Below are 14636 nucleotides of genomic sequence, written 5' to 3'. Positions count from 1 at the left end.
TGGTCTTTGAACTAACCGATCATTCCTATGATCTTGTGGTGCAGGGGCTTCCGAAGAAATTGCAGCAGGAACTCGAAATTATAAAATGAAACAAGCTTTAGAATTCTATATAGATCAAAAAGAGAATCATCAATTTCAACTAAACCAACTATCCCGGAAATTACTTTTTTCCAGTTTATTGAGGTTACTGGTTTTCTTGATCATCGCCTTTGTGGTTTATTATTTCTTCGGAAATATGAATGTGCTGGTGCCGGTGGTAATTGGAGGGATCGCGCTCTTTCTCTTTTTGGTGTCCAGGCATAGCAATCTTAAGGATAAAGCCAATAAACAGAAGGAGCTCATTCGTCTTAATGAGCTGGAGATAGAGATCTTAAAACACAGGAATTTCTATGATCTTCCCGAAGGAACTGAGTTTGAAGATCCGCTGCATGCTTTTAGCCAGGATATTGATCTCTTCGGAAGGGGTTCGTTTTTTCAGTATCTCAACCGCACTGCGCTCTATGAGGGAACTAAAAAACTGGCAGGGATGCTTACCGGTAATTCCATCGATGCCATTGAGCAGAAACAGGAGGCGATAAAAGAACTGGAGCAAATGCCTAAATGGCGTCAGGAATTTACTGCCCTTGCCGGCCTGGTGAAAACCGAAACCCCTTCCAAAACCGTCGTGAATTGGCTTAAAAAATACAGGAATTTCGTGCCTGGGTATATGAAGTGGCTGCCAACAGTGTTTTCGGTGCTATCACTGCTGGTAATCGTAGGTTATTCTTTAGATTACCTTAGTGGAATTCAGCTTTTCTTATGGTTTCTTGCGGGACTTCTTTATACAGGCATTTACCTGAAAAAGATCAATCTGCTTTCGGGTAGTGTGAGCAAGATTCAGGATACCTTTCATCAGTATCATCATTTACTGGCCTTGCTGGAGAGTGAAGAGTTTTCTTCTGAAATCTTGAAAAGGAATCAGGAGCTTATCCGTACTGAAAAGAAAAAAGCCTCGGAAATTTTCAAAGAGTTTTCCAAAGCCATTGATGCACTGGATCAGCGAAATAATATGCTGTTTGGGATCTTTGCCAACGGATTTTTACTCTGGGACCTTCGTCAAAGCTATAAACTTGAAAAATGGATTTCGGCCTATCGCCAGAATGTGAAAAACTGGTTTGAGGTCATAGAAACCACCGATGCTTTGAACTCTTTGGGGAATTTTTCCTTTAATCATCCTGATTATGTTTTTCCGGAAATTAATGCTGAAGAAAACGGAATTTCGGCTACAGCTCTCGCACATCCCTTGCTGGATCCCGACAAACGGGTGGCTAATGATTTCAGCATAAATAATGAAGAATTCTTTATCATTACCGGAGCCAATATGGCCGGGAAAAGTACCTTTTTACGCACCGTTTCCCTGCAGATCCTAATGAGCAATATCGGGCTCCCTGTTTGTGCCGAAACTTGTCAATACTCGCCTATAAAACTTATCACCAGTATGCGCACCAGCGATTCGCTTAGTGATGATGAATCCTATTTCTTTTCAGAATTAAAACGCCTGAAATTTATCGTAGACGAAATTAAAACCGATAGGTATTTTATCATTCTCGATGAAATCCTAAAGGGTACCAACAGCAGCGATAAAGCTATAGGTTCAAAGAAATTTATCAGAAAACTTGTCGGTTCAAAATCTACCGGGATTATCGCTACCCACGACTTGAGTCTTTGCGAGATCACTGCCGAATTGCCGCAGGTGAAAAACCATTATTTCGATGCAGAAATTGTAAATGATGAGTTGTTTTTCGATTATAAATTTAAAGACGGGATTTGCCAGAATATGAATGCTTCGTTTCTGCTTCGGAAAATGGAAATTGTAGATGATTAATATTTAAGAGGATTAGATGCTGAAACAAGTTCAGCATGACGACGGATACAAAATCAGCTTACGTCACCCTGAATTTATTTCAGGGTCTAAGTTGTAAAATAAATGGCTTCAGAAAGGAAATAATAAATGGATTCATTAACTCAAATAGTTCTTGGCGCTGCGGTTGGTGAGGCGGTGCTCGGAAGAAAAGTGGGCAATAAGGCGATGCTTTATGGCGCTATTGCGGGAACCATTCCCGATCTTGATACCTTTGCCAGTGCCTTCACCGATACCATCACGGCGATTGAAGTGCATCGCGGATTCACTCATTCCATAGTATTTTCAGTCCTATTCGCCCCGGTCTTCGGCTGGCTGATTTCCAGAATTGAACGGAAATCGGTCGCTACCTGGAAAAACTGGTCCTGGTTGATGTTTTGGGGACTTTTTACTCACCCGCTGCTCGATGCGCACACCACCTGGGGAACCCAACTGTTGTGGCCGCTGGAAGTGAGATTGGCTTATAAGAATATTTTTGTCATCGATCCGCTATATACTTTACCCTTTCTGGTATTTCTAATTTTGGCGATGCGACAGAAACGGGATTCCCGGAAACGCAGAAAGTATAATAATCTAGGGCTCATCATTTCCAGTATTTATCTGCTAATCATCACTCCCGGAATAAAATTATACACCTATAACAAATTTACCGAAGCTCTGGCAGAACAGGGAATTGCCTATAAAAAGATCGAAACCAAACCCGCCCCGCTAAATACTATTTTATGGACGGCCAATGTGGAGGTGGAAGATTCCTATTTAATTGGGGACTATTCCCTTTTCGACTCAAAACCCATTCAATTTGTTGAATACCCCAAGAACCATCACTTGCTGGGAGATTGGAAAGAAAAAAAGAATGTGCAGCGACTTATCAAAATATCAGAAGGCTGGTATACCATTTCTAAAAAAGATGGCGATCTCTACTTCAATGATCTTCGTTTCGGTACTTTGGATCCCTTCCCCAGAGTCGATTCTGAATTCGCTTTTAATTATAAGCTGGTAGAAGAAAATGGTAGAATTATGGCCGAAGAAACCCCTAAAACCCGTGGTGACGCCAAAGAATTGATGGCGCAACTGGGAGAGCGTATTATGGGGAATTAGTTTAATTAAGCTCAAGATTATTATCCATTAGTTCCACATTGAAACTGATTTTCGCATTGAGTGCTTTAAAAACTTTTAAGATAGTTTCAAATCTTGCGTCGTTTAGGTTATTCTCAATTTTAGATATCTGTGCTTTTTGAACGCCAACCAATTTGCCGAGTTCAGCCTGGGTAAGATTTCGGTCCTTCCTCGCCTTTTTTATAGCCTCTCCAATAAGGTCTAAGCGAAGTTCATCTTCAAAATCTTCTCTCTCCTTAGTTCCTGGTTTCCCTATGTATTTGTCGGTTACTTCTTCCAGGCTATATTGCTTTATTTTTTTCGTTTTCATTTCTTTTATTAATTATTCTGAAAGTAAAATTTCTTTCTTTGGAATTTTGCCTGTGCTTACTTTAAAATTCTCATCCATCACTTAAAGATAGATGTTTCTTAATAAGGAAACAATTTTTGTACCTTATTTCTTTATTCATTCAAAATTCAAAAGCTTTCTTATCTTTAGCTCAAATCAACTTAACTTATGAAAACCAGCTTTCGAAATCTTCTCCTGCTTTCATTTTTTCTTTTCAGTAATGGTCTTTTAGCACAAAGCGAATCGGCAAAACTGGATACCATCATCAAAAAGGTTCAGGAGTATAAATTCTACGACCGGGAGGAATTTCCACTCGGACTTTATACTGAAGAGCATTATAAAAATCAGGCTGAATTCGCCGAAGAACGGATTGCAGAGCTGCAAAAGATCAATGCCGACTCCCTCAGCGAAACTGAAAAGATCTCTTTAGAATTGCTTAAATTCAAGCTAAAGGAAGACATAGATAATTATAAATATGAAGCCTATCTCAACCCGCTGCTTTCTGATGCCGGATTTCATCTTAGCCTGGCCTACCAGGTTCGGGATCTCAATAATTATGCTCAGGTAAAGGCCTATCTCAACAAACTGAATGCGATTCCGGCTTATGTAGATCAGCATCTGGTCTTGCTTCGAAAAGGTCTGGAAAAAGGTATTACTCAACCCCGGGTAATCTTTGAAGGTTATGAATCAACCTATGACGATCAATTGGTAGATTCCCCAAGAGAAAGCTACTTCTTCGAGCCGTTCGAGAAGCTTCCTCGCGGACTTTCAGCAGCGCAAAAGGATTCGGTTTTAAATGCTGCCGAAGTAGCCATCGCTAAAAATGTAGTGCCGCATTTCCGAAGGATAAAAGATTTTTTCGAGAAAGAATATCTGCCCAATACCCGCACAGAGCTCGGAGTTTCAAAAATTCCTAACGGACGCGATTACTATCAGAATCGGTTGGATTATTATACGACTCTAAATCTTTCTGCGGAAGAGGTGCATCAAATCGGTTTGGATGAGGTAGCCCGTATCAATGCTGAAATGAAAAAGATTATTAAGGAAGTGGAATTTGAAGGTAGTTTTGAAGACTTTATTCACTTTCTAAGAACCGATGAGCAGTTTTATGCAAAAACCGCAGAGGAACTTCTAAAAGAAGCCAGGGATATTTCTAAACGTATAGATGCGAAGCTTCCGGCTTATTTTAAAACCCTTCCCCGAAAACCTTATGGCGTGGCGCCGGTGCCCGATGCTATCGCTCCAAAATATACCACGGGAAGATATATTGGCGCTTCTGATGAAACCCAACCCGGTTATTACTGGGTGAACACCTATAATCTCCCAAACCGGCCACTTTATGTGCTGCCCTCGCTTACCGCTCACGAGGCCGTGCCCGGGCATCACCTGCAAAATGCCCTGAATGCCGAGCTGGGTGACAGCATTCCCAAATTCCGCAGAAATATGTATTTATCGGCTTACGGGGAAGGCTGGGGTCTGTATTCCGAAACCCTTGCAGGAGAAATGGGCATTTATCGAACTCCATACGAGCGCTTCGGGAAACTTACCTACGAGCAATGGCGTGCCTGCCGCCTGGTTATCGATACCGGGATTCACGCAATGGGCTGGAGCAGGGAACAAGCGGTGGAATATTTCAGAAAAAACACCGCCCTTTCGATGCATAATATCAATACCGAAGTAGATCGCTATATCTCCTGGCCGGGTCAGGCAGTATCTTACAAAATAGGCGAGATAAAGATCCGTGAGTTGAGAAAGAAAGCTGAGGAAACTCTGGGTGCCGATTTCGATATAAGAGCCTTCCACGAAGTTATCCTGGAGCAAGGCGTGGTAACGCTGCCGATTTTGGAGGAGAGAGTTAATGCTTTTATTGAGAAAAGCAGGGAGTAGTTGAGTAATTGAAAGTAAAGCTTAACTTCGTCGCTTCAATTAAGAAAAATGAATTTAGAAGAAAAAATAAAACAACGCAGCGATTCTACCTGCGAACTCTGCGGAAATACAGAAGATTTAAGCATCTATACTTTTGAAGGCTTCCCCGGCGAAGAGGCCGAAGCAAGTTTTATGATCTGTTCGGTTTGTAGAGAGCAGTTTGAAGATCCTGAAAAAGCAGAACCCAATCATTGGCGCTGTTTGAACGATGCTATGTGGAGTAGCGTGCCGGCCGTGCAGGTCACTGCCTGGCAAATGCTGAATCACCTTAAAGCGCAAGGCTGGCCGCAGGATCTTTTGGATATGATGTATATGGATGAGGAGCTGAAAAATTATGCCCAGCACGGACTTAAAACCGAAGATAATTCAGAGGAGATAATTCATCGCGACAGTAACGGAGCCGTAATAGAAGCCGGAGACACAGTTGTGCTTACCAAAGACCTGAATGTGAAAGGGAGTAGTTTAACCGCCAAAAGAGGCACGGCAGTGCGCCGGGTTTCCCTGGTGCACGATAATCCTGAACAAATTGAAGGGAAAGTGGAAGGACAGCAAATCGTGATCCTTACTAAATTTGTAAAGAAAGTATAAAGTATAAAAGAAAAGGCGCGGATTTCCGCGCCTTAGTTTTTATTTAATCAAAAAGCTGTTTATTCTGCAGCTTCATTCTCATCAAGAAAGTTATACTTTCTGGCATATTCCATCATTTGAGCTTCAAAGCTTTCAGGTTGGGTTACCTCTATTTTGATTATCTCACCACTGGTATTAGAAGTAGGAACAAGCACCGGGTTAACAAACCCGCTATATGGCGCCGATTTGAAAGGCTCATTTCTCTCGATTACCTCTTTGTGAATATTCTGGTCTACTTTCACTCCATAGTTTTCTACCAGGTTTTTGGCGGCTTCATAATCACCTTCAGATTTTATTCTCTGGGTTTCACGGAGCAGCTCTCCAAATATTTCACGCAGTTTCTGGTAGTCTTTGATGTCGTAATAGGTTTTACCATCTTTTTTAACCTTTTCGATAACGCCATCTTCACGACCTTTTTCAATGGCCCAGGCACTTACCCACATTCTGTTTCTCATATGGGACTCCTCGATGTCATCTCCCGGTTCGATTCTTAGCAGCTGTACTAACATCGCATTCCTGATGTAGCCATCGTAAGCGGCTTTACCTAGCTCCTCAGCATTGTCTACAAGTCCTAATTCCTCAAGTTTAGGATCCATCAGGTAGTATAAGCCAACAAGATCGGCGCGGCCTTCTTCCATAGTGGAGGCGTAATTTTTAAGGGTTTCTTTTGTTTCCCCAACTCCCGGGTTGATCTGCCCTGAAGCGTGACCAACCACTTCGTGTAAAGCTGTATGAAGTTTTCCGGTAAGCTCTCCGTATTCTTTGGCTAACTTTATTTCTTCTTCATCGTGAGCGAACTCGTGAAGTTTCTCAGAGCCTCCGGCCTGGTTGTATGCTTCGATGATATTACCCAGAGAAACCGATTTACTGCCGTGGGCTTTTCTGATCCAGTTTGCATTTGGAAGGTTAACTCCAATAGGTGTGCTGGGTGAAGCGTCTCCGGCTTCCCCGGCAACAACAACGGTTTTATAGGTTACCCCTACAACCTCTTTTTTCTTATGCTCGTCCATAATTGGGGCATTGTCTTCAAACCACTGCACATTGTCTTCAAAAACCTTCATCTTTTCAGACATATCAAAATCTTTGATCTGTACGATAGTCTCGTAAGAACCGCGATACCCAATTGGGTCGTTATAAACCTCGATAAAGCTATTGATGTAATCAATATTCCCTTCGGTGGCTTCTACCCAGGCTACGTTGTAGTCATCCCAGGTTTGAAGGTCACCGGTGGTGTAATAATCGATAAGCAGTCTTAAGGCTTTAGCCTGTTTTTCGTTTTCAGCTACGCCTGCTGCTTTTTCCAGCCATTTGATGATCTCGGTAATGGCATCACCATAAAGTCCATCGGCTTTATATACCTGTTCCACCAATTCTCCGTTTTGTTTTACCAGTCTGGAGTTGAGTCCGAAGGAAAGTGGCTTTTCAGGATTTGGAGATTGTTTTTTAGCATAAAAAGCCTGTGCTTCGGCAGCAGTTACATCAGGACCGTAAAAGTTAACGGCCGATCCTAACAATAAACCTTCCTCTTCATTTAGGTTTACTTTCTTGGCGTCTTTATCATTAAAGATTACTTCATAGGCCTCACCCTTAAGTTCAGTATTAGTATCAGCAAGAAGGGTATCAAAATAATCTTTGCTGAAACCGGGTTTTAACTTGGCATTGGAGTAGTGGTGATGGATTCCGTTGGAGAACCAAAGCCTTTTCAGATAGGTTTCGAATTCTTTCCAATCTGCTGAGGTTTTATCGCCCTGATAATTAGCATAGATGTTTTCCAGTGCATTTCTGATTTTCAGGTTGTGTCGGTAATTTTGCGCCCACATTATGTCGCGGCCTGAGAGACCGGCTTCCACCAGGTAATAAACCAGTTTCTGTTCTTTCAGGCTAAGGTCTTCCCAGCCCGGGATCTGGTAGCGCAGGATCTTGATGTCTGCAAACTCGTCTGTCAGATAATTAAAATCCTCGGTTGCAGTAGTGGTTTCGGGGGTTTCAGGAGTTTGAGGGGTCTCGGGAGCTGGAGGAGCTATCACGGGACCATCAGTTCCTTGTCTGCTGGCATCACAGGCTGTAAAAACAGTGGCAAGGGCCAGCAGGAAAATGCTAAATATTTTTCTCATAATGTTTATGTTCTTATTGTATCCAAAGTTATGAAACTTCGTGCAGTAATGGACGCTAAAAAACTGATCAAAGACAGGAAACGTCCATATTTTTATTCGGAATATTCAAAAAACCGATCTTTTTACAGGCTGTTGTTGAATCATCTGTAATAATCAGGTTGTTTGGTTAGCGATATGTAATCTGCTTATTCTGAAGCTTTGACGTGCTTTTTACTAAATAAACCTCCCGGATCATGAAGACCTGGGAGGTTTATTTAGTTTAGACTTTACTTTCCTTATTTTTTCAACTATTCTGCCTGCTTCAGCTTCGTGAAATGCTTAAAAAATAACGGAATAGTTTCAATGCCCTTCAGGTAATTCCAGATTCCGAAATGTTCATTAGGAGAATGGATAGCATCGGTATCAAACCCAAATCCCATCAGAATAGTTTTGCTTTTCAATTCCTCTTCAAATAGAGAAACAATAGGAATACTTCCACCACTATGCTGCGGAATAGGCTCCTTTCCGAAGGCTTCGGCGTAAGCGTCATTGGCAGCCTGATATTCCAGGGTGTCAATTGGGGTAACATAGGCCTGCCCCCCGTGATGAGTGGTAACCTTTACCTTAACCGATTTTGGAGCGATGCTTTCAAAATGTTGGGTAAATAATTTGCTGATATTTTCCCAATCCTGATCGCTTACCAGTCGCATTGAAATTTTAGCATAGGCCTTTGAGGGTAGCACAGTCTTGGCTCCTTCGCCTATATAACCACCCCAAATCCCATTTACGTCCAGGGTAGGGCGAATGGAGGCGCGTTCGAGGGTAGAATATCCTTTCTCTCCCTGAACATCTTCAATGTCCAGTTTCTTTTTATACTCTTCAAGATCAAAGGGAGCTTCGGCCATTTTAGCTCTTTCGGCTTCGCTGTATTCCAGTACGTTGTCGTAGAAGCCGGGGATGGTGATACGGTTATCTTCATCCTGCAGGGAAGCGATCATTTTAGAAAGCACATTGATAGGATTGGCAACGGCTCCTCCGTAGAGTCCGCTGTGGAGGTCGCGGTTCGGCCCGGTTACTTCCACTTCCATATAACTGAGTCCGCGCAGGCCGGTGGTAATGGATGGCGTATCTTTGGCGATCATGCCGGTGTCACTAATGAGGATCACATCATTTTTAAGTTTCTCCCTGTTATTTTCGATAAACCAACCCAGGTGTTCACTCCCAACTTCCTCTTCGCCTTCAATCATGAATTTCACATTGCAAGGCAAGGCATCGTTTTTAGTCATGTATTCCAGGGCTTTTACATGCATATACATCTGTCCTTTATCGTCACAGGCACCACGGGCAAAAATGGCTCCTTCAGGATGGATCTCGGTTTCTTTGATCACCGGGTCAAAAGGCGGGGAATTCCAAAGATCTAAAGGATCTGGTGGTTGTACATCATAATGCCCGTAAACCAGCACGGTGGGCAGGTTTTTATCGATTATTTTCTCGCCATAGACTACGGGATGCCCGGGAGTCTCACATATTTCGGCGGAATCGCAACCGGCCTCTAATAGATTTTTCTTTACCGCTTCAGCGGTTTTCAACATGTCGGGTTTGTGTTTGGAGTCGGCGCTTACCGATGGAATTTTCAGAAGATCAATGAGTTCGCTTATAAAACGATCTTTATTGGCTTCTACGTATGATTTGATATTACTCATTGTATAAATTTTTATGTGAGATAAAGGTAAAAAATTTTTTTGCGGACTATTTGAGAATTGAAACATTTATGTATATTTGCATCCGCTTACGACAAGTAAGTGCTTTTACAACGAGTCCTAAGTGTTGTAAAATTGAAATGCGGGCGTGGTGGAATTGGTAGACACGCTAGACTTAGGATCTAGTGCCGCGAGGTGTGAAGGTTCGAGTCCTTTCGCCCGCACAGCAAGGGAAAAGCCGACTTTTAGGAGTCGGCTTTTTTTGTTTGGGTAACACCGGGGTAACACATTTAATTAAACAGTTGAAATTAAATATCTTTTAACTTTATTTAACAACAAATGTAGCAGAATGAAATACAGTCGAGGGGTAGTTCGCAGAATTGGAAATAAGGAATCAACAAATTCATAACCATCTTGAAAAAGGTGGAAAACCATTTTAATATCCTAATTTAGTCAATGACTGTATTCATTCAACGAATATCCTCTCCCTTTTTTAAACATCAGAGTTAAATGCTGATGGTTTTTCAACCCCATTTCATAAGGGATTCGACTTATGGGTGTTTCAGCTTCAAATATCTTCTCTTTGGCTATATCTGTTAACTTAGAATGGAGATGATCTATTGCTGATTTACCGGATTCTTGTGGTTTTGCACACCCTGTGCATGGCAATTTTGTTAACTTTGTAGTGTGAAAATAATCGCTTTTATATTATCTGTATACGTTTTAGGCCTAAATTTCCTGGCCTGTAATGACGCTGAGTCTACTATGTTGACTCCTGATTCAGAAAGTAGTGAAATCGTTTTTCATGATATAAATACCGATCACTCTCATGATCAACCGGTAGATTTATGCCCGCCTTTTTGTAGTTGTCATTGCTGCCATGTACACACTGTAAAATTTGAAACTACTGAATTTGAACCTTTAATCACCGGGATCTCCTCTAAGGTTTTTCTTCACTTTGACAGCTTGGGAAAAGAAATTCCACATGCTATTTTACAACCTCCAAGAGTTTAATTCAATTTTATAGGATAATTGTATCCTTTCCTAAAATCCATCTGTACTTATTTTCCTTAGAAAATAATACTTGAATCGGCTGAATAGCTTAGCTGTACCAGTCTGGAATATTTAATTGAATTAAATTTTAATTTATGATTAATAAAATCATATCATTTTCTATCAATAATAAATTTATTATTGGTTTACTCACCTTAGCTCTTATCGGTACCGGTATTTATTCTATGGCTACACTAAATCTGGGATCGGTACCAGATATTACCAACAACCAGGTTCAGGTTATTACCCAATCTCCCAATCTGGCTACTGAAGATATAGAACAATTTGTAACCTATCCGGTAGAACTTTCTATGGGGAATTTGCCTGGAGTAAAAGAGATTCGCTCTGTATCGCGTTTCGGTCTTTCTGTGGTTACTATTGTTTTTAAGGATGATATGGGCACCTATCTTCCACGACAATTAGTTCAGGAAAAACTCAACGAGTTAAGAGAAACAATCCCTGATAAATTCGGAAGCCCTTCCATGGGGCCAATTTCCACAGGCTTAGGTCAAATCTATGAATATACCATTAAACCTCAGAAGGGTTTTGAAAAGGAATATACCCCCATGGAGTTACGAAGTATACAGGACTGGCTTGTGAAAAGACAGCTTACCCTCTTAGAGGGCGTTGTGGAAGTTAATTCATTTGGAGGTTCCATCAAGCAGTATGAAGTGGCCATCAACCCTGAAAAGTTGAACAGTATGGATATAAGCATCTCAGATGTTTATGAAGCCTTAGCACGAAATAATGTGAATACCGGTGGCGCTTATATTGAGAAAAACCGGATGTCTAATTTTATCCGGGGGGAAGGCTTGATACGGTCCTTAGATGATATCCGGGATATTGCAATAAGCACCGAAAACAGAATTCCGGTAACCATAGGCGATGTTGCTGAAACTGTACAATTTGGAAATCAGGTGCGTTATGGTGCTTTTACCCAGGATGGAAAAGAGGCAGTAGGTGGTATGATTATGATGCTTAAAGGCGCCAACCCCAATGCAGTAATCCAGGATGTAAAAGACAGGATGGCCGAGGTGGAAAACTCACTTCCAGAGGGTCTAACTATAGATCCAATTATAGATCGAAGTGAATTGATAGAAAGAACTACCGACACGGTTAAAACCAATTTACTGGAAGGAGCCTTGATCGTTATTTTTGCTCTTGTATTATTACTTGGTAGTTTAAGAGGAGGCTTTATAACGGCTACCACTATTCCATTATCCTTGCTTTTCGCTTTTATCCTGATGAAGCAATTTGGAGTTTGGGCCAACCTGATGAGCCTTGGTGCCATTGATTTTGGGATCATTATAGATGGGGCAGTTATTATCATTGAAGGTACTGTCTACGAAATACAAAAACGAATACGTGCCGGTAAAGCAAAATTCAATCAGGCTGATATGGACGAAGCTGCTTACCAGGCCGGTAGCACTATGATGGGTTCTGCCTTTTTTGGTCAGATTATTATCCTGATTGTTTTTACTCCTATTCTCTTCCTTACCGGGGTGGAAGGGAAAATGTTTAAACCAATGGCCTATACCTTTGGTTTCGCCATGATAGGAGCCATCTTCTTGTGCCTTACCTATGTTCCTATGATGTCAGCTTTATTAATGAAACCGATCCGGAATAAAGACAACTGGTTCGGAAAATTAGAAAAGTGGCTGGAAAGAGTAAGTGATAAAATTATAGGCGGAATACAAAAAGTGTATTTGCCTTTGCTAAAAGCTGCTTTAAAACTAAAGCTGGTCGTTATAGGTATTGCCGTTCTTCTACTCATTTTAACCGGTTTTACCTTTTCGAAAATGGGTGGGGAATTCGTGCCTCAGCTTGATGAGGGAGATATTGCCATGCAGGCATTGATACGGCCGGGAAGTTCTTTAACTGAATCAATTGAAGTGTCTAAGAAAATTGAGAATTTACTCTTAGAAAGCTTCCCTGAGATAAAAACGGTAACAGCCCGAATTGGAGTAGCAGATATCCCTACCGATCCTATGCCTATGGACATTGCTGATATGTATATTATCCTGGAAAAAAACAAGGATAAATGGACTACAGCCGATACCAAAGAAGGCCTGATAGAACAGATCAAGCATAAGCTTAATGAAAATATAACTGGAGTTAATTTGGTATTCACCCAACCCGTGGAATTGCGATTTAATGAACTCTTGGAAGGAGTTAGAGAGGATATCGCGGTCAAACTGTATGGTGAAGACCTCAATGTGCTCTCTGAAAAAGTCCGGGAAATGGCCGAGATCATCCAAACAGTCCCGGGAGCAGGAGATGTTAATGCCGAAAGAATTTCCGGTTTACCACAAATGACCGTGAGATACAATCGGGATAAGATGGCACAGTATGGTTTAGATATTCAAAAAGTCAATGAGTATGTAAGTACAGCCTTTGCCGGTGGTACTGCCGGGGTAATTTTCGAAGGGGAGAAACGCTTTGACCTGGTAGTGAGATTTGATAAAGAACATAGGCGAAGTATTGATGATTTACGAAGTATGTATATAGACCTTTCAGATGGCACCCAGGTTCCCATAAAAGAAATAGCGAATATAGAATATGTACCGGGACCAATGCAGATTTCCAGGGACGACACCTATAGAAGAACCTATGTTGGAGTAAATGCCCGGGGACGTGATGTAGAATCTGTAGTTAATGATATTCAGCAAAAATTAGATCAAGAATTAGAGCTGCCTCCCGGTTACTATATTTCTTATGGCGGAGAATTTGAGAACCTTCAAAGTGCAAAAGATAGATTAGTAATAGTGGTACCTATTGCACTGTTTCTAATTTTTGTTCTCCTTTATTTCGCACTCAACTCTTTTTCACAATCAATAATGATATATATGGCAATACCCCTTGCTGCAATTGGAGGTGTTTTTGCCCTTTGGCTAAGAGGTATGCCGTTTAGTATATCAGCGGGTGTTGGTTTTATCGTGCTCTTTGGGGTAGCGGTTTTAAACGGCTTGGTACTCATCAATAGGTTCAATTCATTAAAGGAGGAAGGAGTAATCAATATAAAAGACAGAATTTTTACAGGAACAAAAGAACGAATAAGACCAATTATGTTAACAGCAACAACAGATATTTTTGGCTTTTTACCAATGGCCTTTTCAACTTCGGCCGGAGCAGAAGTTCAACAACCCCTGGCAACGGTGGTAATTGGTGGGATGCTTAGCGCTACTCTGCTTACGTTAGTAGTGCTCCCGGTGCTATATACTTTCGTAGAAAGAAGAAGGGAGAAGCAAAATCAAAATAGACTCAATGCTTCCGGTAAAGGGCCACTGGCCACAATTTTAGTTATAGGTTGCATTTTCGGAGGAACATTTTCCACAACCGCACAAACTGCTCCCAAACCAAATGAAGGAGCTTTAGAGGATAGCCTACAAAGTATTAGCCTGGAAAAAGCCCGGAAAATGGCTATTGAAAACTATCCTCAACTTCGGGCCGCGCAACTGGCCATTGAACGAGAGGAGGTCTTACGTAAAACCGCTTTTGATTTGGGTAGTACACAGATCTTTACCGGGAAGGAGGAAGTAGGTAACGGCGCTGATGGTATTTATACGCAAATAGGAGTTCAACAACAAGGTATCGATATTTTTGGAATTGTCCCCCGTATCAAACTTCAAAAGGAAAAAATTAAGCTTTCTCAAAAATCCTTAGACTTAACGGCCATTCAAATTGAACAAGAGGTGAGTAAGGCCTGGGCTGCGGTTTTTACCTCAAAAAAGACTTATCAGGTATATAGAAAAATGGATTCTGTTTTCGCAGACGTAGAGAGGGCAGCAAAACTGAGGTATGAAACCGAGGCCACCTCTAAACTAGATTATTTGGCTACCTCTAACCAGGGGAACGAAGTGAAAATACAGTTAGAAAGATCTTATCGGAATTAC

At 41.5% G+C, this 14636-nt stretch carries 9 protein-coding genes and 1 tRNA gene; 7 read left to right on the top strand and 3 right to left on the bottom strand.

Annotation, left to right across the window (positions count from 1 at the left end; genetic code table 11):
• The first annotated feature begins 85 nt into the window (after positions 1-85).
• Positions 86-1864 (top strand): MutS-related protein, encoded by a 1779-nt coding sequence (locus tag VIM94_RS01480; RefSeq protein WP_332037519.1) that lies wholly within the window; start codon positions 86-88, stop codon positions 1862-1864.
• Between the two features lie 126 nt (positions 1865-1990).
• The gene (locus VIM94_RS01475) at positions 1991-2998 is read left to right on the top strand and encodes a metal-dependent hydrolase (protein ID WP_332037518.1); all 1008 of its coding nucleotides are present in this window, start codon (positions 1991-1993) and stop codon (positions 2996-2998) included.
• Between the two features lies 1 nt (position 2999).
• On the opposite strand, the gene VIM94_RS01470 is transcribed toward VIM94_RS01475, so the two are convergent.
• On the bottom strand, positions 3000-3326 hold the full coding sequence (locus VIM94_RS01470) for a helix-turn-helix transcriptional regulator (RefSeq protein WP_332037517.1): 327 nt from the start codon (positions 3324-3326) through the stop codon (positions 3000-3002).
• A gap of 186 nt (positions 3327-3512) precedes the next feature.
• On the opposite strand from VIM94_RS01470, the gene VIM94_RS01465 reads away from it, so the two are divergent.
• Together VIM94_RS01465 and VIM94_RS01460 are read left to right on the top strand one after the other, a co-directional pair.
• Positions 3513-5231, top strand: coding sequence for a DUF885 domain-containing protein (locus VIM94_RS01465; RefSeq protein ID WP_332037516.1), 1719 nt, complete (start codon positions 3513-3515; stop codon positions 5229-5231).
• A 48-nt stretch (positions 5232-5279) separates the two neighbouring features.
• Entirely contained in the window at positions 5280-5858 is a 579-nt protein-coding gene (locus VIM94_RS01460) for a PhnA domain-containing protein (protein ID WP_332037515.1), read from the top strand.
• A gap of 59 nt (positions 5859-5917) precedes the next feature.
• Here the strand turns inward: VIM94_RS01460 and VIM94_RS01455 are convergent, their stop codons facing one another.
• Together VIM94_RS01455 and VIM94_RS01450 are read right to left on the bottom strand one after the other, a co-directional pair.
• Positions 5918-8011: a dipeptidyl-peptidase 3 family protein gene (locus tag VIM94_RS01455; protein ID WP_332037514.1), complete on the bottom strand. Its 2094-nt coding sequence runs from the start codon at positions 8009-8011 to the stop codon at positions 5918-5920.
• Positions 8012-8298: 287 nt separating this feature from the next.
• Positions 8299-9693, bottom strand: a complete 1395-nt coding sequence (locus tag VIM94_RS01450; protein WP_332037513.1) for a dipeptidase — start codon at positions 9691-9693, stop codon at positions 8299-8301.
• Positions 9694-9832: 139 nt separating this feature from the next.
• On the opposite strand from VIM94_RS01450, the gene VIM94_RS01445 reads away from it, so the two are divergent.
• The 3 genes from VIM94_RS01445 to VIM94_RS01435 all read left to right on the top strand — a co-directional run.
• A tRNA-Leu gene (locus VIM94_RS01445) sits at positions 9833-9914 on the top strand.
• A 463-nt stretch (positions 9915-10377) separates the two neighbouring features.
• On the top strand, positions 10378-10704 hold the full coding sequence (locus VIM94_RS01440) for a DUF6660 family protein (protein ID WP_332037512.1): 327 nt from the start codon (positions 10378-10380) through the stop codon (positions 10702-10704).
• A 134-nt stretch (positions 10705-10838) separates the two neighbouring features.
• The coding region (locus tag VIM94_RS01435; RefSeq protein WP_332037511.1) for a CusA/CzcA family heavy metal efflux RND transporter at positions 10839-14636 on the top strand (3798 nt) is incomplete at its 3' end.

Source organism: Salegentibacter sp. (assembly GCF_036568425.1).
GTDB lineage: Bacteria > Bacteroidota > Bacteroidia > Flavobacteriales > Flavobacteriaceae > Salegentibacter.
This window is presented reverse-complemented; position numbering and strand designations above follow the sequence as displayed.

Excerpts from the sequence above, each read along its gene's own strand:
- VIM94_RS01455 (WP_332037514.1), bottom strand. The coding sequence starts at position 8,011 with ATGAGAAAAATATTTAGCATTTTCCTGCTGGCCCTTGCCACTGTTTTT.
- VIM94_RS01450 (WP_332037513.1), bottom strand. The coding sequence starts at position 9,693 with ATGAGTAATATCAAATCATACGTAGAAGCCAATAAAGATCGTTTTATA.
- VIM94_RS01470 (WP_332037517.1), bottom strand. The coding sequence starts at position 3,326 with ATGAAAACGAAAAAAATAAAGCAATATAGCCTGGAAGAAGTAACCGAC.
- VIM94_RS01475 (WP_332037518.1), top strand. The coding sequence starts at position 1,991 with ATGGATTCATTAACTCAAATAGTTCTTGGCGCTGCGGTTGGTGAGGCG.
- VIM94_RS01465 (WP_332037516.1), top strand. The coding sequence starts at position 3,513 with ATGAAAACCAGCTTTCGAAATCTTCTCCTGCTTTCATTTTTTCTTTTC.
- VIM94_RS01460 (WP_332037515.1), top strand. The coding sequence starts at position 5,280 with ATGAATTTAGAAGAAAAAATAAAACAACGCAGCGATTCTACCTGCGAA.
- VIM94_RS01480 (WP_332037519.1), top strand. The coding sequence starts at position 86 with ATGAAACAAGCTTTAGAATTCTATATAGATCAAAAAGAGAATCATCAA.